We start from the raw sequence: 22,626 nt of genomic DNA, 5'->3' as shown, positions 1-22,626 counted from the left end.
ACGCCCGCGATGATTCGCTGGACTGCGCCGCCCGCTCCATCGACACCACCTCCGCGGCGGTGGCCGCCATGGCCGCGGAGGTCTTGTTGGCGGCCGCGGTCAGGTCACGGATCTCGGCGGTCGGCAACATCGAGCCGCGCTCGATGACGTTCAGCAGCGAGAGGAATCCGCGTTCGGAGGCGCCCAGCGCGTACATGGCGGGCCGCGCCGCGGACCCGGGCGGCGGCAGCCGACGCGCGTTCGCCGGGCGGGGCGTGGGCAGCGGCTCGGAGCGCAGCCACCGGTAGCGGAACAACAACAGCGTCGCCGGGACGGCCATGATGACCGCGACGGCGCCGGTGATCTCCAGCAGCAGCGCGAACCATCCCCACGCCGCCAGCAGCATCGTCACCGCCGCCCAGAACACGCAGCCGGCGGCGAAGATCAGGCCCCACCGCAGCGCGCGACGTTGCCGCCGCAGCAGCCGCGCACGCGGATCCGCGGCGGCGCTGAGCTTCTGGGCCACCAGATCGGACAGGTCGGCGGCGGTGGCCAGCCCGCGCCCGAGCAGCGTGCGCCAGAGCCCGCGTCGCGCCTCGCTCACCGCCACGACACCCGAGTTACTGGCCAAAGGGCTTCTCGGTGACCGCGCCAGTCTCGGCGGACGCGGGCCGGGCCTCCGGAGTGGCCCCGGCGGCGGGTGTCCCACCGGTCGGCAGCGCTTCGCCGCGCATCGACGCGCGGATCTGCTCCAGCCGGGAGTGACCGGCCATCTGCACCCCGGCCTGCTCGACCTCGAGCATGCGGCCCTGCACCGACCCTTGCGCGAGCTCGGCGGAGCCGATCGCGTTGGCGTAGCGGCGTTCGATCTTGTCGCGCACCTCGTCGAGGCTGGGCACGTTGCCCGGGGCGGCGATCTCGCTCATCGACCGCAGCGAGGCGCTCACCTGCTCCTGCATCTTGGCCTGCTCGAGCTGGCTGAGCAGCTTGGTGCGCTCGGCGATCTTCTGCTGCAGCACCATCGCGTTCTGCTCGACCGCCTTCTTGGCCTGGGAGGCCGCGCTCAGCGCCTGATCGTGCAGCGTCTTGAGGTCCTCGACGCTCTGCTCGGCGGTCACCAGCTGGGCCGCGAACGCCTCGGCGGCGTTGTTGTACTCGGCGGCCTTGGCGGCGTCACCGGCGGCGGTGGCCTGGTCGGCCAGCGTCAGGGCCTGACGCACGTTGACCTGCAACTTCTCGATGTCGGCGAGTTGCCGGTTCAGCCGCATCTCCAGTTGGCGCTGGTTCCCGATCACCTGCGCCGCCTGCTGCGTCAGCGCCTGATGCGTGCGTTGCGCTTCCTCGATGGCCTGCTGGATCTGCACCTTGGGGTCGGCGTGCTCGTCGATCTTCGCGTTGAACAGCGCCATCAGGTACTTCCACGCTTTGACGAACGGATTGGCCATGAGTGAGCTCCACCTTCGCTTCTTGTTGGCCGGATGGTCCCTGGATGGGCCGTCGCTTGTCGCTCAATTTAATGCGTCGGGGCCGATCGCCCTACCCCTGGCGCTGGAACGCCGCGCCGGGGCACCGCTCAGGCGATCGCCAGGGAAGCCACCGGCGGGATGACGACCTTCGTGCCGGCATCGATGCTGGGACCGCGCGCCCCGTCGACGGGCGCACTCCTGGCCGCCCGTTCCTGGCCGGCCATCCGCTCGCCGGCGTCGGTGAGCACCGACGACAGCGGGACCTGTAACGCCTCGCAGATCGCGTTGAGCAGCTCGCTGGAGGGCTCCTTGCGCCCGCGCTCCACCTCGGACAGGTATCCAAGGCTCACCCGCGCCGAATCGGACACCTCGCGCAGCGTCCGGCCCTGCGTCACCCGGGCCTCGCGCAGCACGTCGCCGATGACCTCGCGCACTAATGACGGCATTCCCGCCCTCCTTCGTCAAGTCGGCCCCGCTCGGCACGAAATCGACCGCGTCCGGCAGATGCTCATTACGTGAAACGCGGGCGACGGGGCCTTGGTTCCCGTTCGGCGACCGGAAAATCAGTCCGTTGTCCGGCGCACTTCCCGAACGGTCGACACCACGTAGTCGATGCCGGTGACGATCGTCAGCACGATCGCCGCACCCATCACCACCGCCGCCGTCACCCGGAACGGCCCGGCCAGCGGCAGGATGAACAAGCCGATCGCCACCGCCTGGACCACGGTCTTGACCTTGCCGCCCCAGCTGGCCGGGATGACCCCGCGGCGGATGACCGCCAGCCGCAGCACGGTGACCCCGAACTCGCGCGCCAGGATCACCACCGTGACCCACCACGGCAGGTCGCCGAGCATCGACAGCCCGATCAGCGCCGACCCGATCAGCGTCTTGTCCGCGATCGGATCGACGAACGCGCCGAATTCCGTTGCCATTCCATAATTGCGGGCCAGCAGGCCGTCCAGCCGATCGGTGATGACCGCGACCGTGAAGATGACGAACGCCACCACCCGGAAGGCGACCTCGTGCCCGTCCTTGGCGAACAGCGCGAGCAGGAAAACCGGGACCAGCACCAGCCGGAGCAGCGTCAGCGTGTTGGCCAGGTTTGCGATGTGGACGCGGCCTGGGGGTCCCATCACCGGACCCGTTTGCGGCTGCCCCGACACGGCAACAGAATAACCGTTGGTCAGCATGCCCGTCCCCGATGCCGATACTGTTAGCCGTGACCGAAAGCTCACAGGACTGCCTGGTGCGACGCGCGCGAACGTCCGATGTCCCCGCCATCAAGCGCCTGGTCGACACCTACGCCGGCAAGATCCTGCTGGAGAAGAACCTGGTGACGCTGTACGAGGCCGTCCAGGAGTTCTGGGTGGCCGAATGCGGCGACGACGTGGTCGGTTGCGGCGCGCTGCACGTGATGTGGTCCGACCTGGGCGAGATCCGCACGGTCGCGGTCGACCCGGCGATGACAGGCCACGGCATCGGCCACGCGATCGTCGACCGGTTGCTGGAGGTCGCGCGCGAGCTGCAGCTCAAGCGGCTGTTCGTGCTGACGTTCGAGACCGAGTTCTTCGGCAAGCACGGGTTCACCGAGATCGAGGGCACGCCGGTCACCGCCGAGGTGTTCGAGGAAATGTGCCGGTCCTACGACATCGGTGTCGCCGAGTTCCTGGACCTGAGCTACGTCAAGCCCAACATCCTGGGCAACTCTCGGATGCTGCTGGTGCTCTAGCCCGAAAGTGGCGCCCCGCGCTAGTCGTCGGGGTCGCCGCCGTCGGCGTCGCTGCCGCCCCGGATCAACGCCAGCGTTCCGGCCAGCTCGTCGGGCTTGACCAGCACCTCACGCGCCTTCGAACCCTCGCTCGGCCCGACGATGCCGCGGGTCTCCATCAGGTCCATCAGCCGGCCGGCCTTGGCGAAGCCGACGCGCAGCTTGCGCTGCAGCATCGAGGTGGAGCCGAACTGGCTGGACACCACCAGCTCGACCGCCTGCAGGAACACGTCCATGTCGTCGCCGATGTCGGGGTCGACGTCGGTGCGTTCGCCCGTGGGCTTGGCCGTGGTGACGCCCTCGGTGTATTCGGGCTCGGCCTGGTCCTTGCACGCGTTGACGACGGCGTGGATCTCCTCGTCGGTGATGTAGGCGCCCTGCAGGCGCAGCGGCTTGCTCGCGCCCATCGGCAGGAACAGGCCGTCGCCCATGCCGATCAGCTTCTCCGCGCCGGCCTGGTCCAGGATCACCCGGCTGTCGGTGAGCGACGACGTGGCGAACGCCAGCCGCGACGGCACGTTGGTCTTGATCAGCCCGGTGACCACGTCGACGGACGGGCGCTGGGTGGCTAGCACCAGATGAATGCCGGCGGCCCGGGCTTTCTGGGTGATCCGCACGATCGCGTCCTCGACGTCGCGCGGGGCCGTCATCATCAGGTCGGCCAGCTCGTCGACGATCGCCACGATGTACGGGTAGGGCCGGTATTCGCGTTGGCTGCCCAGCGGCGCGGTGATGGCCCCCGACCGCACCTTCTCGTTGAAGTCGTCGATGTGGCGCACCCGCGATGCCTGCATGTCCTGGTAGCGCTGCTCCATCTCCTCGACCAGCCAGGCCAGCGCGGCGGCGGCCTTCTTGGGCTGGGTGATGATCGGGGTGATCAGGTGCGGAATGCCCTCGTACGGGGTGAGCTCCACCATCTTGGGGTCGATCAGGATCATCCTGACCTCTTCGGGTGTGGCCCGGGTCAGCAGCGACACCAGCATGGAGTTGACGAAGCTGGACTTGCCCGATCCGGTGGAGCCCGCGACCAGCAGGTGCGGCATCTTGGCCAGGTTGGCCGAGATGAAGTCGCCTTCGATGTCCTTGCCGAGGCCGATCACCAGCGGGTGGTGGTCGCGGCGGGTCGACGGCGCGGTCAGCACGTCGGCCAGGCGCACCATTTCCCGGTCGGTGTTGGGCACCTCGATGCCCACGGCGGATTTGCCGGGGATCGGGGCCAGCATGCGCACGCTCTCGGTGGCCACCGCGTAGGCGATGTTCTTCTGCAGCGCGGTGATCTTCTCCACCTTCACGCCCGGCCCGAGCTCGACCTCGTAGCGGGTGACGGTCGGCCCGCGGGTGCAGCCGGTGACGGCGGCGTCGACCTTGAACTGGGTGAGCACCTCGCCGATGGCCTCGGCCATGACGTTGTTGGCGGCGCTGCGCTTCTTCGGCGGGTCGCCCGCCACCAGCAGGCTCATCGACGGCAGGGTGTAGGGACCCTCGACGACGCGGTCCAGCACCTCGGTCTTCTTCTTGTCGCGGCGGCGGCCCTTCCCGATGGCCGGCTCCGGCGTGGTGGGAATGTCGTCCTCGTTGTCGCGCAAGGCGGGGGCCGGCTCCGCCGTCGCCCAGGGCGGCGGCCCGCCTTCGGGATCGAGCGAACCGTCGTCGTAGTAGTCGTCGGAAAAGTCTTCGGCCCCAGGGGGATCCGCGTCGTCGTAGTCGTCGTAGTCGTACTCGTCGTCGCCGAGCAGCCGCGCGCCGAACATGGCGCGGACGGCGTCGGGCACCTCCCGGATGGTGGTCCCGGTCAGCAAGAGCAGGCCGAACATGAAGCCGATGAACAACAACGGCGCGGCGATCCAGGCCGTCAGCCCGTCCGACAGTGGGCCGCCGATGGCGAAGCCGATGAACCCCGCCGCGCGGCGCCGCGCTTCCGGGTCTTCCGGCGAGCCCGACCACAGGTGCCGCAGGCCGAGCGCGGAAAGCGCGATCAGGGTGGCGCCCAGGATCAGCCTGGGTCGCGCGTCGGGATTGGGCTGGGTTCGCATCAGCGCCACCGCCACCGCGGCGGTGACGACCGGGAGCGCCAGGACGCCCGCCCCGATGAAGGTGCGCAACAGCGTGTCAACCCACGCGCCGACCGGCCGGGCGGCGTTGAACCACGAGCTCGCGGCGACCACGACGGAAAGGCCGAGCAGCATCAGCGCGATCCCGTCGCGGCGGTGCCCCGGGTCGATGTCACGGGCGCGGCCGATCGACCGCGCCGCGCCGCCGGTGCTGCGGGCCGCCATCAGCCAGGTGGCGCGCAGGGCGCGGCCGCCGGTGAGCCCGGCGGCCACCAGGAGTGAATGGTTACGCCGCTTGGCGGGCCTGCTCGGCCGCTTGCGGGGCGCCGCCGGCCGCGCGCGACCCGACCCAGTTCGCGAAGGGGCCTTTGACCTGCTCGTTCTGGCTTTGGAGCGGGCGGCGGTCTTGTTAGCCATGTCGGCAAGGGTAGTCGCACCGCCATCATCTGCACCACCCGCCACACTGGTAACGGTTCGGCTTGTGAGCCATCTGACGGGCCGGCCGCGGCGGCGCGTGAGTAGGGTGACAACCGGTGACCTGAATAACACAAGTCATGCGCGTCACCCACCCCGTAACCCAGGAGGCCCGAGCATGCCCGTCGTCGTCGTTGCCACCATGACCGTCAAACCGGAATCGGTCGACACGGTCCGCAACATCCTCACGCAGGCTGTGGAGGAAGTGCACAACGAACCCGGCTGCCAGTTGTACTCCCTGCACCAATCGGGCGAGACCTTCGTCTTCGTCGAGCAGTGGGCCGACGAGGAGGCGCTCAAGACGCACAGCACCGCCCCGGCCATCGGCAAGATGTTCGGCGCGGCAGGCGAGCACCTCGCGGGGGCGCCGGACATCAAGATGCTCCAGCCGGTGCCCGCGGGCGACCCGGACAAGGGTCAGCTCCGGTCCTGATGACGCGGCCCCTCGAAGGCAAGATCGCCTTCATCACCGGCGCGGCGCGCGGCCAGGGACGCGCACACGCGGTGCGGCTCGCCGCCGACGGCGCGAGCATCATCGCGGTCGACCTGTGCGACCAGATCGCCAGCGTGCCCTATCCCCTGGCCACCGAGGACGACCTGGCGCAAACGGTCAAGCTGGTCGAGGACACCGGCGCCCGGATCGTCGCCGCTCGCGGCGACGTCCGCGACCGGGCGTCGCTGTCGGCGGCCCTGCAGGCGGGCCTCGACGAGTTCGGCCGGCTCGACATCGTCGTGGCCAACGCCGGTATCGCACCGATGCAGTCGGGCGACGACGGCTGGCGCGACGTCATCGACGTCAACCTGACCGGCGTCTACAACACCATCAAGGTGTCCATCCCGACCATGGTCAAGCAGGGCACCGGGGGCTCGATCGTGCTGATCAGCTCGAGCGCCGGACTGGCCGGCGTCGGCAGCCCCGACGCCGGTTCCGTAGGCTATGCCGCCGCCAAGCACGGCGTGGTGGGGCTGATGCGGGTGTACGCGAATCTGCTTGCCACACAGTATATCCGGGTCAACTCGATCCATCCGTCCGGCGTCGAGACCCCGATGATCAACAACGAGTTCACCCGGGAATGGCTGGCCAAGATGGCGGCCGCAACCGACACGCCCGGCGCCATGGGCAATGCCATGCCGGTGGAGGTGCTGGATGTCGAGGACGTCGCCAACGCGGTGGCGTGGTTGGTGAGCGACCAGGCCCGCTACATCACCGGCGTCACTTTGCCGGTCGACGCGGGCTTCCTGAACAAGTAGCGGCGCATGGCACGAAATCCCGCCGCGCAGACCGCTTTCGGCCCGATGGTGTTGGCCGCCGTCGAACAGAACGAGCCGCCGGGTCGCCGCCTGGTGGACGACGACCTCGCGGAACTGTTTCTGCCGGCGCCGCTGCGCTGGCTCGTCGCGGCGACCCGGGTGGCGCCGGTGCGCCGCGTGATGATCCGCGCATCGGAGTGGACCGGGCGCGGTCTGTGGGCGAACATGGCCTGCCGCAAGCGTTTCATCGGCGACAAGCTGGCCGAGGCGCTCGAGGGCGTCGACGCGGTCGTCATCCTCGGCGCCGGATTGGACACCCGCGCCTACCTGCTGACCCGGCAGATCCGCATCCCCGTGTTCGAGGTCGACCTGCCGGTCAACGTCGCCAGGAAGGTGAAGACCGTCCGGCGGGTGCTCGGCGGGCCGCCGATGTCGGTGCGGCAGGTCGCGTTGGACTTAGAGCGCGACGACTTGCTGACCGCCCTGGCCGAGCACGGTTATCGCACCGATTACCGGGCCTTCTTCATCTGCGAGGGTGTCACCCAATACCTGACCGAAGCCACCGTTCGCCGGACGCTGGAGGGCCTGCGCGCGGCCGCACCCGGCAGCCGTTTGGTATTCACCTACGTCCGGCGGGATTTCATCGACGGTACCAATCGGTACGGTACGCGTACGCTCTATCGCAGCGTCCGCCAGCGGAGGCAGTTGTGGCACTTCGGTTTACAGCCCGAGGAGGTCGGCGAATTCATCGGGGAATACGGTTGGCGGCTGCTCGAGCAGGCCGGGCCCGACGAACTCCTCGAGCGTTACGTGCAGCCCACCGGGCGCAAGCTCAAGGCCTCGCAGCTGGAATGGTCGGCATACGCGGAAAAGCTGTAGGGCGGGTCAGACCTCGACGGTGGCGACCCGCTTCGCCCGGCTCCGTCGCGCTCGCGATCGCCACTAGACCTCGATGACCGTCGGCACGATCATCGGTTGCCGGCGGTACGTCTCGCCCACCCACTTGCCGACGGTGCGGCGCACGGCCTGGGCGATGCGGCCCGGATCGGTGATGTTGTCGGCGGCAAGCAGTTCCAGCTCCGCCTCGACCCGGCGCCCGGCGGGCTCCAGCGCCTTGGGGTCTTCGGAGAAGCCGCGCGAATGCAGGTGCGGCGCGGCCACGGGACGCCCGGTGCCGCGCTGGACGACGACGGTCACCGCGACGAAGCCCGACGACAGGATGAGCCGCTCCCCCAGCGTGATGTCGCCGACGTCGCCGCTGATGAGCCCGTCGACGAACATCTTGCCCACCGGCACCGCCCCGGCGATCGACGCGGTGCCGGCGACCAGGTCGACGCTGACGCCGTTCTCGGCCAACAGGATCGACTCCTCCGGCACCCCGGTGCTGGCCGCTAACTTGGCGTTGGCGCGCAGCATCCGCCAGGTGCCGTGCACCGGCATGACGTTGCGCGGCCGCACACCGTTGTAGAGGAAGAGCAGCTCGCCGGCGTAGGCGTGGCCCGAAACGTGCACGCGCGCTTGGGCGTTGGTGACGACGCGCGCCCCGATCTTGGCGAGGGCGTCGATCACGCCGTAGACCGCCTCCTCGTTTCCGGGGATCAGCGACGACGCCAGCACGATCAGGTCGCCCGCGGTGAGCGTGATGCTGCGATGCTCGCCGCGGGACATCCGCGACAGCGCCGACATGGGCTCGCCCTGGGTGCCGGTGGTGATCAGCACCACCCGCTCGGGCGGCATCATCTCGGCGGCGCCGATGTCGATCACGTCGGAATCGGCGACCCGCAGGAACCCCAGCTCCCGGGCGATGCCCATGTTGCGCACCATGGACCGCCCGACGAACGACACCCGCCGGCCCAACGCGACGGCCGCATCGATGATCTGCTGCACCCGGTCGACGTTGGAGGCGAAGCACGCCACGATCACCCGGCCCTCGGCGCCCCGGATCAGGCGGTGCAGCGTCGGTCCCACTTCGCTTTCCGACGGCCCCACACCTGGGATCTCGGAGTTGGTCGAGTCGCACAAGAACAGGTCCACCCCGGCGTCGCCGAGACGGGACATGCCGGGCAAATCGGTGGGCCGGCCGTCGAGGGGAAGCTGGTCGAGTTTGATGTCGCCGGTGTGCAGGACGGTTCCCGCGCCGGTGTGCACGGCGATCGCCAGCGCATCCGGGATGGAGTGGTTGACGGCGAAGTACTCGCACTCGAAGACGCCGTGGGTGCTCCGCTGGCGTTCGCTGACCTCGATGAACACCGGCTTGAGCCGGTGCTCACGGCATTTCGCGGCGACCAGCGCCAGGGTGAACTTCGACCCGACGACCGGGATGTCCGGGCGCAGCTTGAGCAGGAACGGGATGCCGCCGATGTGGTCCTCGTGCGCGTGGGTGAGCACCAGCGCCTCGATGTCGTCCAGCCGATCCTCAATGTGGCGCAGGTCCGGGAGGATCAGGTCCACGCCGGGCTCGTCATGGGTGGGGAACATCACCCCGCAATCGATGATCAGCAACCGGCCGAGATGCTCGAAAACCGTCATATTCCGGCCGATTTCGCTGATGCCGCCCAGCGCGGTGACCCGCAACCCACCGGTGGTCAAGGGACCAGGAGGGGCGAGGTCTACATCCACTTACGGGTCACCCTTTGACTCACCGGAGCACCGACGCCGCGCGCATATCGGCGGCCAGCGCATCGATTTGCTCGGGCGTCGCCGGCATCTGCGGCAGGCGGGGATCGCCAACTTCGATGCCCTGCAAGCGCAGACCCGCCTTGGACATCGTCACGCCGCCCAGCCGGCCCATCGCGTTGCACAGCGGGGCGACGGAGACGTTGATCTTCCGCGCGGTGGCGATGTCACCGGAAGCGAAGGCGGACAACATCTCTCGGAGCTGACCGGCGGCCACATGAGAGATCACGCTGATGAAGCCGGTGGCACCCATGGCCAGCCACGGCAGGTTCAGCGCGTCGTCGCCGGAATAGTAGGCCAGCCCGGTCTCGGCGATGATCTGGCCGCCGCTGTGCAGGTCGGCTTTGGCGTCCTTGATTCCCACGATGTTCGGGTGGGCGGCCAGCGCGCGGATGGTCTCGGTCTCGATCGGGATCACCGAGCGCGGCGGGATGTCGTAGAGCAGCACCGGCAGTTCGGTGGCGTCGGCGACGGCGGTGAAGTGCGCGATGAGCCCGCTCTGCGGCGGCTTGGAGTAATAGGGGGTGACCACCAGCAATCCGTGGGCGCCCTCGGCCGCGCAGGCCTTGGCCAGCCGGACGCTGTGAGCGGTGTCATAGGTGCCCGCGCCGGCGACGACCCGGGCGCGGTCGCCCACCGCCTCCAGCACGACGCGCAGCAATTCCCGCTTCTCGTCGTCGGTGGTGGTCGGCGACTCACCGGTGGTGCCGGAGACCACCAGGCCGTCACACCCCGCGTCCACCAGGTGGTTCGCCAGGTGCGCCGCGGCGGCGGTATCGAGCGAGCCGTCGGGATCAAACGGTGTCACCATCGCGGTCAGCACGGTTCCCAACCGGGCCGGGGCGTCGAATCCGACGGTGCTCACGGTCATTAGGTTACCTGGCGGCGGCAAGGTATTTGGCAACGGCGCGGACGTGCGTTGACGGGCCGCCGGGGCGGTCAGCGTCAGGCTTCGGTGGCCAGCGGGCTGGTGGCCACCTCGGTCCCGTCGGCCAGGGTCGAGATCTCGAAGTCGGCGAACACCGCGGGCGCGGCGCCGGCGAGCTGGCGCAGGCACTCGATGGCCAGCCGCCGGATTTCCACGTCGGCGTGCTCGCTGGCGCGCATGGCGATGAAGTGCCGCCAGGCCCGGTAGTTGCCCGTGACGACGATGCGGGTCTCCGTCGCGTTCGGCAGCACCGCCCGGGCGGCCTGGCGCGCCTGCTTGCGGCGCAAAATCGCGTTGGGTTGGTCGGCGAACTTCGCCTCGAGCCTGGCCAGCAACTCCGCGTAGGTGGCCCGGCTGGCGTCGGCGGCCTCGGTCAGGATCCGGCGCAGTTCGGGGTCGTCCTCCATGCCCGGGGGCACGACGACGCGCGAGTCGCCCTCCGGCACGTAGCGTTGCGACAGCTGCGAGTAGGAGAAATGCCGGTGCCGGATCAGCTCGTGCGTGAGCGATCGCGAAATGCCGGTGATGTAGAACGACACGCTGGCGTGCTCGAGCACCGAGAAGTGCCCGACGTCGATGATGTGCTTGATGTAGCCGGCGTTGGTCGCGGTCTTGGGATTGGGTTTCGACCAGCTCTGATAGCAGGCCCGGCCGGCGAACTCGACCAGCGCGGCGCCACCGTCGGCGTCGGTGGTCCACGGCACGCCCGGGGGCGCCAGGAACTCGGTCTTGGCGATCAGTTGCACGCGTAGCGGCGCGGTCTCGGCCACGGCGCTCACCTTAACGTTTCGACCGGACCGTGAGCTCACCCGATATCAGCAGGGGCAGCAGCGCGTCGCGCAAGGCGGACAGCCGCGCGCTCTCGGTGCGACGCGCGTGGCGTAGCGCCCCCAGGCCGGTGATCGTTCGTAGCGCCGTGGTGGGCAGGCGCCGAACGTCCGGGACCATAACGTCCAAGAGGTCGCGCGGCTGGATCCGCTGATGGCTCCCCGACGTCCCGGCCACCCGGCGTTGCAGCCGTTCGGAGACGTCGGGATGCCGGACGGCCGACCACAGGGCCGAGGCGTCGACGCCGCTGGGCTTCAGGACGACGAACTCGCTGCTGGCCACGGCCATCTGCGGCGGAAGGCTCGGCACGTTCCAGATTCGCGGAATCCGGGGATTGAGCTTCGCGAACAGCACGCACGGGCCCGACAGGAGGAACTTGCCGCTCCTGATGGACTCCGCACTCACGACGCGGGGCTGCGCCCCGTCGTCGAACGCCGGGAGGCTGAAGTGTGCGACCACGTCGTCGAACTCGGCGACGTTGAGGAACGCCGTCAACCGGGTCGCAAGGCTGGACAGCGGCGCGCGTTCGCGGGCCGACTCCGCGATGGCGACCATCACGTTCTCGGCGGCCTCGATCACGCGCCCGTTGGCGGACACCTTGTCGTCGAGGGAGCCGAGCAATTCGGCGATCGCCCGGCGCTGCGGCGCGCGCACGCTGCGCACCGCGACGTCACGCAGGATGCGCTGGCTGAGCAGCGGCTGCCCCGATCCGCAGCGGTGATCGCCCAGCCGACAGGTTTGCAGCGCGTAGTACCAATACCGCGTCTCGCGTGGGTCGTTGGCCCGGCATACCAGTGCGTTCTCGGTGACCCAGACGTCGGAGTCGCAGTACCGCAGGCTGCCGCACCGCGACCCGACGCGCCCGAGGACGATCAGCGGGCCGGCCGCGTTGTGTTCGGCCGCGTAACCGATGGCCCCGTTGGCGCCGTAGACGCGGAAGCGTCCGCCCGGCGCGCGCGGCGGCGAGCTGCCGCCGCTGCTGAAGGCCAGGTGGTCACCCAGCGTGGTGATCATCGCAGGCGCTCCAATTGTTGGCGCACAACGCCTTCCAGGCGTGCGGATTCGTCGAGCGCCGCGAGCAGGTCGCCGGTCAGGCGGGCGATCTTCTCCTCGGCCGGCTCGCCGTCGTCCTCGGGGACGGGCGCGCCGACATAGCGCCCCGGCGTGAGCGCGTATCCCGCCGCGGCGATATCGTCGAGCGACGCGGAGCCGCAGAAACCCGGAACATCTTGATAGGTAAGGACTTTCGCGGCGGCCGATTCCGATCCGCGCCACGCGTGATACGTGTCGCCAATGCGGACGACCTCCTCGTGCGTCAGCACCCGCTCGGTGCGGTCCACCAAATGGCCGAGCCCGCGGGCGTCGATGAACAGCACCTGCCCGGACCGCTTGCCCTTGTCGGTGTCGAAGAACCACAGGCACACCGGAATCGACGTGCTGCGGAACAGCTGCCCGGGCAGCGCGACCATGCACGACACCAGGTCGGCGTCGACGATCCGCGCGCGAATCTCGCCTTCCCCGGCCACATTCGACGACATCGAACCGTTGGCCATGACCACGCCGGCCTTCCCGCCCGGGGCCAGTTTGGACAGGACGTGCTGAATCCACGCGTAGTTGGCGTTGCCGGCGGGCGGGACACCGAAGCGCCACCGCGGGTCACGCTCGTCGCGGGCCCAATCCTTGATGTTGAAGGGCGGATTGGCCATCACGTAATCCATCTGCACGCCGGCGTGCAGATCGTCACGGAACGTGTCCCCCCACCGCTCGCCCAGCCCCGCGCTGTCGAGGCCGTGCACGGCGAGGTTCATCTTCGCCATCCGCCAGGTCTGCTCGACGCTTTCCTGTCCGAAGATGGTGACCCGCGCGGGATCGCCCTCGTGCTCTGCGATGAACCGCTCGGTCTGCACGAACATCCCGCCCGAGCCGCAGCACGGGTCATACACCCGCCCGCTCGAGGGTTTTAGGACCTCGACGATCACCCGGACCACGCTGGGTGGGGTGAAGAATTCGCCGCCGCGGCGCCCTTCCGCGCGTGCGAAATTGCCCAGAAAGTACTCGTACACCTCGCCCAGCACGTCCCTGGCGTTGCCACGCCCACCCAGTCGCGCGGTGTCCAGCAGGCGCAGCAGCTCACCGAGGCGGCGCGGGTCGAGGTTTTCGTACAGCCGCGGCAGCGTCGCGGTCTCCATCGCCTCGTCCACGAGCCGGCCGATGTCGGGCGAATCCGCATTGTGCGCCAAGGACTTCCACTGCGCTTCGGAGGCATGCTTGAGGAACACCAGCCCGAGGATGACGTCTTTGTACTGGCCGGCCGAAAGCGAGCCGCGCAACTTGTTGGCCGCCTTCCACAGCGTCTCTTTGAGATCTTTGTCCGTGGCCCGCATCAGCCGGCCGCCCGCAGACCGGCGGCCAGGTCGCCCCGGGTGGCGACGCTGAACCCGCCCAGTCCCAGCCACGAGGCCATGGATCGCAGTTCCCCGGCCAGCGCCTCGACGACGCGCGGTCGCGGCGCGTCGGGTTCGCCGAACGCACCGACGACGCGCAGCGTGTCGGCGGCCCGGTCGGCCTTGAGGTCGACACGCGCGACCAGCTGCCCGTCCATCAGCAGCGGCCACACGTAGTAGCCGTATTGGCGCTTGTGGGCCGGGGTGTAGATCTCGATGCGGTAATGGAATCCGAACAGCCGCTCGACCCGGGGCCGAAAGAAGATCAGCGGGTCGAACGGACACAACAGCGCGGTGCCCCGGTCGGCACGCGGCACCGCGCGGCCGGTGCGCAGATAGGCCGGCGCGGGCCAGCCGTCGACGTCGACCCGCTCGATCTCGCCCGCGGCCAGCAGGTCGGCGACCGCCGGCTTGGCCTGCTGGGCCGACAGCCGGAAGTAGTCGCGGATGTCGGCCTCGGTGCCCACGCCGAGCGCGGTGGCCGCCCGCAGCGTGAGTTCCCGGACGGCTTCCTCGTCGTCGACGTCGCGCGCCAGTACGCTCGCCGGCAGCACCCGTTCCACCAGGTCGTAGTGCCGTGCGAAGCCCACCCGCGTGGCCGTCGTGAGCACGCCGGCCGCGAACAGCGCCTCCGCGACCCACTTGGTGTCGCTGCGGTTCCACCAGGTTCCCTTCTTGCGGCGCGGCTCGGCCGCCAGATGCGCTTCGATCTGCCCGGCGGTGCTGGGGCCGAGTTCGGCGACGGCGGCGACGATGTCCTCGGCAAGCTGGGGATTGGCCTTGACGATGTGGACGCCCCAGCGGCCGTGCCGGTACTGGCGCATCCGCCAGCGCAGCAGCGGCCAGTCGTCCACGGCCATCAGCGCCGCCTCGTGCGCCCAGTACTCGGCCAGCAGCCGCGCCGCGCGCGGGCCCCAGGCGGCGCGATCCAGCACGTCGCGGTCGTAGGGACCGAGCCGGCTGAACACGGGCGCGTAGTGGGCGCGCACCGCGACCGAAACCGAATCCAATTGCAGCACTTGGATTCTCGAAATCAGGCGCTTCAGGTGGGCGCGGGTGACCGGACCGGCGGGGCGCGGCTCGCTAAATCCTTGGGCCGCAACGGCGATCCGTCGGGCTTGCGCGGCCGACAGCCTGGGGGTCCGGATCGACACGGCGCCGACAATACCGCTCGGGTGCGACAGCTCCCGGCGACGACGCGGCTAGCCCGTGCTGACTTTCCCGTCCAGCGGCACCGCGACGCTCGGCTCCGGCGCGTTCTTCTGCTCCTGGTAGGCCGACTCGAGCGCGGCCGGGACCGCTTCGAGGTCGCGGTACACGCCCATCAGTTGCTCGAGGACGTTGATCCGTTGCTTGATCGCCTCGTCCGCCGCGCGCCGGGCCTGCTCGCGGTAGTGATCGGCCTCGCGCTGGGCGTCGCGCCACGCCTTGTCGATCGCCGCTTCGGTCTCGGCACGCATCCCGGCCATTTCGGCCTCCAGCTGCTTTTTGGCTTCCTCGTAATCGGTTTCCATGGCTTTTCGCTGTTCGGCCATCTCCGCCAACTCCTCTTCGTGCTTTCGCTGCGCGGCCTCGACCTCGGCCTCGGCCGCTGCGATCAGCGCGTCCGCCTCGCTCCGCGCCTCGGCCTGCATCTCGGAAACCTCCTCGACCGCGCGCTGCAGCATCTTCGCCATCCGGCGCTGCACCGCGTGGGGTGAGGGTGACGTGTCGGTGAGGACGGCGACCTCCTTGCGCAGCGCGGCCGTCTGGTCGCCGGCTTCCTTCAGCCGGGACCGCAGGCTCTCGACGTCGTCGAGCAACAACTGCTGCTTGGTGGTCAACATCTCGATGTGGGCATCGACCGCGGCCGGGTCGTAGCCCCTGAACATGCGAGTGAACGCTTTCGTGGGTTCGGTTATCACTGCCAATTCCCCCTCCTGGCAACGTGTGGTGACGTGGAGAGACCGACCCCCGCGTCCGAGTATGTCACGGGCGCGGAGACCAAGGCCTATGCCCGACGGTAGCTGTGCAGCCGGTACCGCAGCCCCGTGCGACTGACCTGCCACTCCCCCGTCTCACCCAGCCAGGCGTCGTCGAGCACCGGCGCGAGCGCGTCGTCGTCGTCGCGCCGCAGGTCGACTTCGACCTCGGTGACCTCACACCGCGTGGCCTGGGGAAGCGCGAGCAGGTAGACCTGCTCGCCCCCGATCACCCACGTCTCGGGCTCGTCCGCGGAATCGGCAAGAGCCGCCTCGAGCGACCCGACGACCTGCGCGCCGTCGGCCACGAAGTCCCTCCGGCGCGAGAGTACGACATTCCTGCGACCGGGCAGCGGCCGGACCTTGGCCGGCAGCGACTCCCAGGTGCGCCGGCCCATCACCACGGTGTGCCCGATGGTCAGCTCTTTGAAGCGGGCCAGGTCCTCGGGCACTCGCCATGGGATGTCGCCACCACGGCCGATGATGCCCGACGTCGATTGCGCCCACACCAGGCCGAGGTCGGTCATACAGCGACGGGGGCTTTGATCGCGGGATGCGGGTCGTAATTCTTCACGACGACGTCGTCGTAGGTGTAGTCGAAGATCGAATCCCGATGTCCCAGCACAAGTTCCGGGTACGGCCGCGGCTCGCGGCTGAGCTGGGTACGCACCTGCTCGACGTGGTTGTCGTAGATGTGGCAGTCACCACCCGTCCAGACGAACTCACCGACCGACAGACCGGCCTGGGCGGCCATCATGTGGGTGAGCAGCGCGTAGCTGGCGATGTTGAACGGCACGCCGAGAAAGAGGTCGGCGCTGCGCTGGTACAGCTGGCAGCTGAGCCGACCGTCGGCCACGTAGAACTGGAAGAACGCGTGGCACGGCGGCAGCGCCATCTGCGGGATCTCCCCCACGTTCCACGCCGACACGATGATGCGCCGCGAGTTCGGATCGGTGCGCAGCAAGTCCAGCGCCGCGGTGATCTGGTCGACGTGCTCGCCCCTCGGCGTCGGCCAGGACCGCCACTGCACGCCGTATATCGGCCCGAGATCGCCTGTCTCGCTTGCCCATTCGTCCCAGATGGTGACGCCGTGCTCGTGCAGCCAGGCGACATTGGAGTCGCCGCGCAGGAACCACAGCAACTCGTAGATGACCGACTTCAGATGCACCTTCTTGGTGGTGAGCAGCGGGAAACCGGCCGACAGGTCGTAGCGCAACTGCTGGCCGAACAGGCTGCGGGTCCCGGTGCCGGTGCGGTCGGCTTTGGCCGTGCCCCGCTCGAGCACCAGGCGCAACAGGTCCTCGTAGGGCGTCGGGATCGGCACGCGGCCAGCTTAACGGCGATCGCAAGCGCGGCGAAGCCGGGCGCGGCGGGTCGACGCCATATTTCCCGCGGCGATCGCAAGCGCGGCGAAGCCGGGCGCGGCGGGTCGACGCCGAAAAATCTAACTCCCAGGGCCAGGAGTAGAACGGGTCCCATGCCGAACATCATCGACACCATCGCCACCGCTGACGGGACCTGCACCGTCCATTTGCTCACCCCCGATGGTCCGGAAGCTCAAGTCCCGTGGCCCGGCGTGGTCATGTACCCCGACGCCGGCGGACTGCGCGACACCTTCGAACAAATGGCGGCCAAATTGGCCGGATACGGCTACGCCGTGCTGCTTCCCGACGTGTACTACCGCAGCGGCGAGTGGGCCCCGTTCGACATGGCCACCGTGTTCGCCGACGAGAAGGAACGCAGGCGGCTGTTCGGGATGATCGGCGGCATCACCCCGGACAAGATGGCCAGCGACGCCGTCGCCTTCTTCGACTACCTGTCGGCCCGGCCGGAGGTGTCCGGGGAGCGCTTCGGCGTTTGCGGCTATTGCATGGGCGGCCGCACGTCCCTGGTGGTCGCCGGCCGGGTGCCCGAGCGCGTCGCCGCTGCGGCGTCCTTCCACGGCGGCGGCCTGGTAACCGACGCGGCGGACAGCCCGCACCTGCTGGCCGACCGGATCAGCGCGACGGTGTACGTGGGTGGCGCCAAGGATGACGCGTCCTTCACGCGCAACGACGCCGAGCAGCTCGACAAGGCGCTGACCGCAGCCGGCGTGCAGCACACCATCGAGTGGTACCCGGCGGGCCATGGGTTCGCGGTGCCGGACAACGCGCCGTACGACGCCGCCGCGGCCGAGCGGCACTGGCAGGCCATGACCGAGCTCTTCGGTTCGGCGTTACCCCGCTAACCCGTTCAGCAGCAGCGCCGCGGCCATCGCCGCGCCGTCGGTGCGGATCTTGGCGGCCACGGCACTCGCCCCCGCGCGGATATCCGGCGACAGGGCGGTCTCGAGCGCGGCCGCCAGCGACCCGGCGGTGGGGGCCGGCCCGTCGTGCGCGGTGCCGATGCCCAGCTCGGCCACCCTGCCGGCCCAGTACGGCTGGTCGGCCCCCTGCGGCGCCACCACCTGCGGCGCGCCGGCCCGCGCTGCGGTGGTCGTGGTGCCAGCGCCGCCGTGGTGCACGACGGCGGCGACGCGGGCGAAGAGCGCCTGGTGGTTGAGCTCACCGATGGCGAGGCAGTCGTCGCGGTCGTCTATCGGGGCCAGGCCGGACCAGCCCCGGTAGAGAATCGCCCGGCGGCCATGGGTGCGGACGGCCTCGACGACGGCCCGGGAAAGGTCGGTCGCGGCGCGCATCGGCATGCTGCCGAAGCCCACGTACACCGGCGCCGGGCCGGCGTCGAGGAACTCCGCCACGTCGGCGGGGAGGGGACGTTCGTCGGCCAGCAGCCACGCCCCGGTCTGGACCACGTCGAGCCCGCTTCGCTCCGGCCACGGGCCCAGCGTGGGATCCGCCGCCAGCCACGGACGCTTGGTGAGGGCGTAGTCGCGGATGTCGTCCACCGGCGGCAGGCCCAGCGACGCACGATGGGCGTTGAGCGTCGCGCCGAACAGCGTGTTGATGTGCTGGGCGTCCAGCTGCCACAGCACCCGGTTGTCGATCACGCCCGGCGGAAACTGGCCGGCATAGGTCAGCGGCAGGTGATGCGGCGACGGCAGGATCGTCGGTTGGTAGCTCACGTAGACGTAGGGAATGCCCAGGCGCTCGGCCACCGACCGCGCGCCCGCGGCCACCGGTGGGAAGCCGGTCGACACCAGCAGGTCACATCCATCGGCCGCGGCGGCCACCGCGTCGAATTGCCCGGCCACCAGCCCGTCCAAGTGCCGGCGCAGGTCGTCCTCGGACGGCGTGAGGCCTGCCGCCCGCGCACGCCACGAATCGCCGAAAGGCACCAGCGGCAGATCGATACGGGCCAGCAAATCCGCGAATTCCCGGTCCGGCGGCGCGCACACCCGAACCTCCGCGCCGAGCGCCCGCAACTGAACCCCGAGCGCCGCAAGCGGTTCGACCGCCCCGCGCGAATCGTGGGTGGACAGCAGCACGCGCATTCCGATGTTTTTCACCTCCGGCGTGCGGTCGGCCACCTTGTTCGCCCACCGCGGACCGACACCTTCGCATGAAACGGCGGCCGGTGGCCTTGCGCCGACCCGCAGGAGACTCCCATGGCGCCGCGAATAGGGCAGCGCGATAACGAATTTCGCTGCTCCCCGACGTCCCGCGGGGAAAAAATCAACCCGAGCCCAACTAGTTCGGGGGCAGGTCGACCAACTCCGCCAGCCGGGCGCGGTGGCGGTAGGCGGTGCCGAAGGTCAACTGATCGCTCTTGGCGCGCTTGAGATAAAGGTGCGCGGGATACTCCCACGTCATGCCGATGCCGCCGTGCAGCTGCACGCACTCCTCGGCCGCGTGCACGGCGACACCGCTGCAATACGCCTGGGCGACGGCCGCCGCGACGGCCGCGTCGTCGTCGCCGCGGGCGCACGTATCGGCCGCGTCGCCGTCGCCGCGGGCGCACGTATCGGCCGCGTAGCGGGCCGCGGCCGTCGCGGCGCCGACCTCGAACCACAGATCGGCCAGCCGGTGCTTGATCGCCTGGTACGAGCCGATCGCGCGGCCAAACTGCTTGCGCTGCTTGGCATATTCCAGCGTGGTGTGGAAACACCATTGGGCGATCCCGAGTTGCTCGGACGCGAGCAGGGCCGCCCCCGTGCGCAGCGCCTCGGTGACCGGGCCGTCGGCCGGCCCGACGTGTGACGAGGCGACTGCCGAAAAACCCACGTTCGCAATGGGTCTCGTCATGTCCAGCGCCAGCAGTGGCGTCACCTCCACACCGGTCGCGGTGCGCGGGACGGTATGCAGCTCGGGTCCGTCCGCGCCGGCGACCGGCACCACCAGCACGTCGGCCTCGGCGGCACCGGCGACGCTGGTGACCGATCCGTTCAGTCCGTCCGTGCCGCGGGTCATCACCCCGAGCGGATCCCCGGGTGCGGTCGAGAGCGGCACCACCAGCGCCGCGGTCAGCTCGCCCTGGGCCAGGGCGGACACGGTCTCGACGTCGCCGGCATGCAACAGCGCAACGGTGGCCAGCACCGCGCTGGACAGGAACGGCACCGGCGCGACGGCCCGGCCGATCTCCTCCATGACGACCGCGGCCTCGCGGGCGCCCGCCCCCGCCCCGCCGAGCGACTCGGGGACGAGCAGGCCGGCCACCCCGAGCTCGACGGCCAATGTCCGCCAGACGCTGGAGAAGTCTTGCGGTTGCGGGTCGTAGGCGCGGGCCACCGATTCGGGCGGGCAGCGGTCGGCGAACAGGTGCCGAACGCTGTCGCGCAGGGCCTCCTCGGTGTCCGAGTAGAGCAGGTCACTCACCGATCCAGGTCCTTCCAGGCGACGTCTTTGTCGACGCGGTGCTCACCGGGCAGGCCGAGGATGCGCTCAGAGATGGTGTTGCGCAGGATCTCCGAGGTGCCGCCCTCGATGGAGTTGCCGCGGGCCCGCAGGTAGCGGTATCCGGGCTCGCGCCCCACCAGGTCGACGGTTTCCGGTCGGCGCATGGTCCAGTCGTCGTAGCGCAGCCCGGCCTCGCCGTGCAGTTCGATCTCGAAGCCCGAGATCGCTTGAGCCAGGCGGGCAAACGCCACCTTCATGCCCGCACCCTCCGGGCCGGGCTGACCCGCGGTGGCCTGCTGGCGCAGGCGCTCACCCGCGAGCCGCAGGACCTCCGCCTCGACCCACAGCCGCATCAGCTCGTCGTGCATGGCGGGGTCGCGCAGCGCGGGCTCGTTTCGCCAGGCCCTGGTGACCTTGCCGATATGGCCGCCCTCGCGCGGAGTTCCGGCGCGGGTGCCGATGGCGACGCGCTCGTTGTTGAGGGTGGTGGTCGCGACGCGCCAGCCGCCGCCCTCCGGTCCGAGCCGATTGGCGTCGGGAACCCGGACGTCGGTGAGGAACACCTCGTTGAATTCCGCCTCGCCGGTGATCTGGCGCAGCGGGCGCACTTCGACGCCGGGTTGCGTCATGTCGCACAGGAAATACGTCAGGCCGGCGTGTTTGGGCACCGCCGGGTCGGTGCGCGCGACCAGGATGGCCATGGTCGCGTGCTGTGCCTGCGACGTCCACACCTTCTGCCCGTTGACAATCCAGTCGTCCCCTTGCAAACCGGACGCGCGGACCGCCCGGGTGGACACGCCGGCCAGGTCCGAGCCGGCACCGGGTTCGCTGAACAGCTGGCAGTAGATCTGTTCGCCGGTGAACAACGGGCGCAGGAACTTTCGCTTCTGCTCGTCGGTCCCGAACGCCGCGATCGTCGGCGCCGCCATGCCCATGCCGATGTAGTTCTTGGCGGTGCCGCCCACCGGCGCGCCGGCGGCTGCCAGCTGGGCGTCGACGAGTTCCTGGGCCTTGCGCGGCAGGTCCAACCCGCCGAAGCCGTGCGGCAGATGCACCCAGGCCAGGCCCGCGTCGTACTGCGCGCCAAGGAATTCGCGCGGCTCCGTGGTGGCCGGGTCGTATTCGTCCAGCAGCGCCTGCACCCGCGCCTTCAGGTCCGTCACCAGATCATCGGAGCTCATGGCTAGCCCTGCGGTCGGAAGCCTTGCGCGGCACCGAGCAGCAGGCCGCCGTCGATCACCATCGTCTCGCCGGTGATCCAGCTGGCCGCGTCGGAGACGAGGAAGGCCACGGCGGCGGCCACGTCGGCGGGCTCGCCGATGCGTCCGAGCGCGATCGAGGATGCGAGCGGATCCTCGTGGTCCTTCCACAGCGCCTCGGCCAACCGGGTGCGCACCACGCCCGGAGCGATCGCGTTGACGCGGATCCGGGGCGACAGTTCCAGCGCCAGCTGCTTGGTGACGTGGATCAGCGCGGCCTTGGTGGCGTTGTACATGCCCATGGCCGGCGATTGGTGCAGGCCTCCGATGGACGCGGTGTTGACGATCGCGCCGCCGTGCTCGCCCATCCACGACTTGACGACGAGCGAGGTCCACAGCAACGGGGCCCAGAGGTTGACGTCGAAGATCTTGGTGAAGCGGGCGTGGTCCTGGTCGATCAGCGGGCCGTACGCCGGGTTGGTGCCGGCGTTGTTGATCAGGATGTCCACGCTGCCGAAACGCTCAAGCGTTAGGTCCACGCAGCGCCGGGCGGCGTCCTCGTCGACGGCGTGCGCGCCGACGCCCAGCGCGTTGCCGTCTACCTGTGCCGCGGCCTCGTCGGCGGCCTCCTGCTTGCGGGCGGTGAGCACCACGTTGGCCCCGGCGGACGCGAGCTGCTGGGCGATCGCGAGCCCGATCCCGCGCGATGCGCCGGTGACGATCGCGGTTCGGCCGGTCAGATCCAGTGAGGTCATTGAGCTGCGCCTTCCGTCGGGAAAGCCAACGGTTTACCGTTTGCTATATGGATGTGTTTACACGTGTGTCAGCG

23 protein-coding genes are annotated in these 22,626 nt (G+C 69.7%); 5 read left to right on the top strand and 18 right to left on the bottom strand.

What is annotated here, in order from left to right:
• From A5709_RS19415 to pgsA, 4 genes are all read right to left on the bottom strand, one after another.
• Positions 1 to 589: hypothetical protein (locus tag A5709_RS19415; RefSeq protein ID WP_067949987.1), on the bottom strand; the 589-nt coding region annotated here is incomplete at its 3' end.
• Positions 590 to 599: 10 nt separating this feature from the next.
• Positions 600 to 1,424, bottom strand: a complete 825-nt coding sequence (gene pspA / locus A5709_RS19410) for a phage shock protein PspA (protein WP_067949989.1) — start codon at positions 1,422 to 1,424, stop codon at positions 600 to 602.
• A gap of 128 nt (positions 1,425 to 1,552) precedes the next feature.
• Positions 1,553 to 1,891, bottom strand: coding sequence for a transcriptional regulator ClgR (gene clgR, locus A5709_RS19405; protein WP_067949991.1), 339 nt, complete (start codon positions 1,889 to 1,891; stop codon positions 1,553 to 1,555).
• Positions 1,892 to 2,008: 117 nt separating this feature from the next.
• Positions 2,009 to 2,608, bottom strand: a complete 600-nt coding sequence (gene pgsA / locus A5709_RS19400; protein WP_197501022.1) for a CDP-diacylglycerol--glycerol-3-phosphate 3-phosphatidyltransferase — start codon at positions 2,606 to 2,608, stop codon at positions 2,009 to 2,011.
• Between the two features lie 38 nt (positions 2,609 to 2,646).
• Between pgsA and A5709_RS19395 the strand changes: the two genes are divergently transcribed.
• A complete protein-coding gene (locus tag A5709_RS19395; RefSeq protein ID WP_068121713.1) occupies positions 2,647 to 3,174 on the top strand; it encodes an amino-acid N-acetyltransferase in 528 nt (175 codons plus the stop codon).
• Positions 3,175 to 3,194: 20 nt separating this feature from the next.
• Here the strand turns inward: A5709_RS19395 and A5709_RS19390 are convergent, their stop codons facing one another.
• Positions 3,195 to 5,681, bottom strand: coding sequence for a DNA translocase FtsK (locus tag A5709_RS19390; RefSeq protein WP_156768104.1), 2,487 nt, complete (start codon positions 5,679 to 5,681; stop codon positions 3,195 to 3,197).
• Positions 5,682 to 5,856: 175 nt separating this feature from the next.
• Between A5709_RS19390 and A5709_RS19385 the strand changes: the two genes are divergently transcribed.
• Genes A5709_RS19385 through A5709_RS19375 form a run of 3 tightly spaced genes read left to right on the top strand, consistent with a single transcriptional unit; the run spans position 5,857 to position 7,868 of the window.
• Positions 5,857 to 6,171, top strand: a complete 315-nt coding sequence (locus A5709_RS19385; RefSeq protein ID WP_067949997.1) for a putative quinol monooxygenase — start codon at positions 5,857 to 5,859, stop codon at positions 6,169 to 6,171.
• On the top strand, positions 6,168 to 6,989 hold the full coding sequence (locus tag A5709_RS19380) for a mycofactocin-coupled SDR family oxidoreductase (protein ID WP_066950641.1): 822 nt from the start codon (positions 6,168 to 6,170) through the stop codon (positions 6,987 to 6,989). The genes A5709_RS19385 and A5709_RS19380 overlap by 4 nt, the downstream gene beginning before the upstream one ends.
• Positions 6,990 to 6,995: 6 nt before the next feature.
• Positions 6,996 to 7,868, top strand: coding sequence for an SAM-dependent methyltransferase (locus A5709_RS19375; RefSeq protein WP_068121708.1), 873 nt, complete (start codon positions 6,996 to 6,998; stop codon positions 7,866 to 7,868).
• Between the two features lie 63 nt (positions 7,869 to 7,931).
• On the opposite strand, the gene A5709_RS19370 is transcribed toward A5709_RS19375, so the two are convergent.
• The 9 genes from A5709_RS19370 to A5709_RS19330 form a co-directional block, all read right to left on the bottom strand.
• Positions 7,932 to 9,608: a ribonuclease J gene (locus A5709_RS19370; protein ID WP_068121704.1), complete on the bottom strand. Its 1,677-nt coding sequence runs from the start codon at positions 9,606 to 9,608 to the stop codon at positions 7,932 to 7,934.
• 19 nt (positions 9,609 to 9,627) lie between these two features.
• Positions 9,628 to 10,530: a 4-hydroxy-tetrahydrodipicolinate synthase gene (gene dapA / locus A5709_RS19365; protein WP_068011376.1), complete on the bottom strand. Its 903-nt coding sequence runs from the start codon at positions 10,528 to 10,530 to the stop codon at positions 9,628 to 9,630.
• An 80-nt stretch (positions 10,531 to 10,610) separates the two neighbouring features.
• Positions 10,611 to 11,363: an FAD-dependent thymidylate synthase gene (thyX, locus tag A5709_RS19360; protein WP_068121724.1), complete on the bottom strand. Its 753-nt coding sequence runs from the start codon at positions 11,361 to 11,363 to the stop codon at positions 10,611 to 10,613.
• Between the two features lie 10 nt (positions 11,364 to 11,373).
• Positions 11,374 to 12,435: a restriction endonuclease subunit S gene (locus tag A5709_RS19355; RefSeq protein WP_068121700.1), complete on the bottom strand. Its 1,062-nt coding sequence runs from the start codon at positions 12,433 to 12,435 to the stop codon at positions 11,374 to 11,376.
• Positions 12,432 to 13,805, bottom strand: a complete 1,374-nt coding sequence (locus A5709_RS19350; RefSeq protein ID WP_068121697.1) for a type I restriction-modification system subunit M — start codon at positions 13,803 to 13,805, stop codon at positions 12,432 to 12,434. The genes A5709_RS19355 and A5709_RS19350 overlap by 4 nt, the downstream gene beginning before the upstream one ends.
• A complete protein-coding gene (locus A5709_RS19345; protein ID WP_197520199.1) occupies positions 13,805 to 15,049 on the bottom strand; it encodes a winged helix-turn-helix domain-containing protein in 1,245 nt (414 codons plus the stop codon). Before A5709_RS19345 ends, A5709_RS19350 begins: the two co-directional genes overlap by 1 nt.
• A gap of 18 nt (positions 15,050 to 15,067) precedes the next feature.
• On the bottom strand, positions 15,068 to 15,769 hold the full coding sequence (locus tag A5709_RS19340) for a DivIVA domain-containing protein (protein ID WP_068121693.1): 702 nt from the start codon (positions 15,767 to 15,769) through the stop codon (positions 15,068 to 15,070).
• 86 nt (positions 15,770 to 15,855) lie between these two features.
• Positions 15,856 to 16,353 carry a dihydrofolate reductase gene (locus tag A5709_RS19335; protein ID WP_067950792.1) on the bottom strand — a complete coding sequence of 166 codons (498 nt, stop codon included), beginning with the start codon at positions 16,351 to 16,353 and terminating at the stop codon, positions 15,856 to 15,858.
• Entirely contained in the window at positions 16,350 to 17,150 is an 801-nt protein-coding gene (locus tag A5709_RS19330; protein ID WP_068121691.1) for a thymidylate synthase, read from the bottom strand. Before A5709_RS19330 ends, A5709_RS19335 begins: the two co-directional genes overlap by 4 nt.
• 153 nt (positions 17,151 to 17,303) lie before the next feature.
• Between A5709_RS19330 and A5709_RS19325 the strand changes: the two genes are divergently transcribed.
• Positions 17,304 to 18,053, top strand: a complete 750-nt coding sequence (locus A5709_RS19325; RefSeq protein ID WP_067950788.1) for a dienelactone hydrolase family protein — start codon at positions 17,304 to 17,306, stop codon at positions 18,051 to 18,053.
• Here the strand turns inward: A5709_RS19325 and A5709_RS19320 are convergent.
• The 4 genes from A5709_RS19320 to A5709_RS19305 all read right to left on the bottom strand — a co-directional run bounded on the left by A5709_RS19320 (position 18,042) and on the right by A5709_RS19305 (position 22,552).
• Positions 18,042 to 19,256 (bottom strand): glycosyltransferase, encoded by a 1,215-nt coding sequence (locus A5709_RS19320; protein WP_068121721.1) that lies wholly within the window; start codon positions 19,254 to 19,256, stop codon positions 18,042 to 18,044. The genes A5709_RS19325 and A5709_RS19320 overlap by 12 nt on opposite strands.
• 196 nt (positions 19,257 to 19,452) lie before the next feature.
• Complete coding sequence (locus A5709_RS19315; RefSeq protein WP_082974277.1) at positions 19,453 to 20,577, bottom strand: acyl-CoA dehydrogenase family protein; 1,125 nt, start codon at positions 20,575 to 20,577, stop codon at positions 19,453 to 19,455.
• Positions 20,574 to 21,779, bottom strand: coding sequence for an acyl-CoA dehydrogenase family protein (locus tag A5709_RS19310; RefSeq protein ID WP_067950785.1), 1,206 nt, complete (start codon positions 21,777 to 21,779; stop codon positions 20,574 to 20,576). The genes A5709_RS19315 and A5709_RS19310 overlap by 4 nt, the downstream gene beginning before the upstream one ends.
• A 2-nt stretch (positions 21,780 to 21,781) precedes the next feature.
• The gene (locus A5709_RS19305) at positions 21,782 to 22,552 is read right to left on the bottom strand and encodes an SDR family oxidoreductase (protein ID WP_068121687.1); all 771 of its coding nucleotides are present in this window, start codon (positions 22,550 to 22,552) and stop codon (positions 21,782 to 21,784) included.
• Positions 22,553 to 22,626 lie beyond the last annotated feature (74 nt).

The sequence above is a fragment of the Mycobacterium sp. E1386 genome, assembly GCF_001672745.1.
Taxonomy (GTDB): domain Bacteria; phylum Actinomycetota; class Actinomycetes; order Mycobacteriales; family Mycobacteriaceae; genus Mycobacterium.
This window is presented reverse-complemented; position numbering and strand designations above follow the sequence as displayed.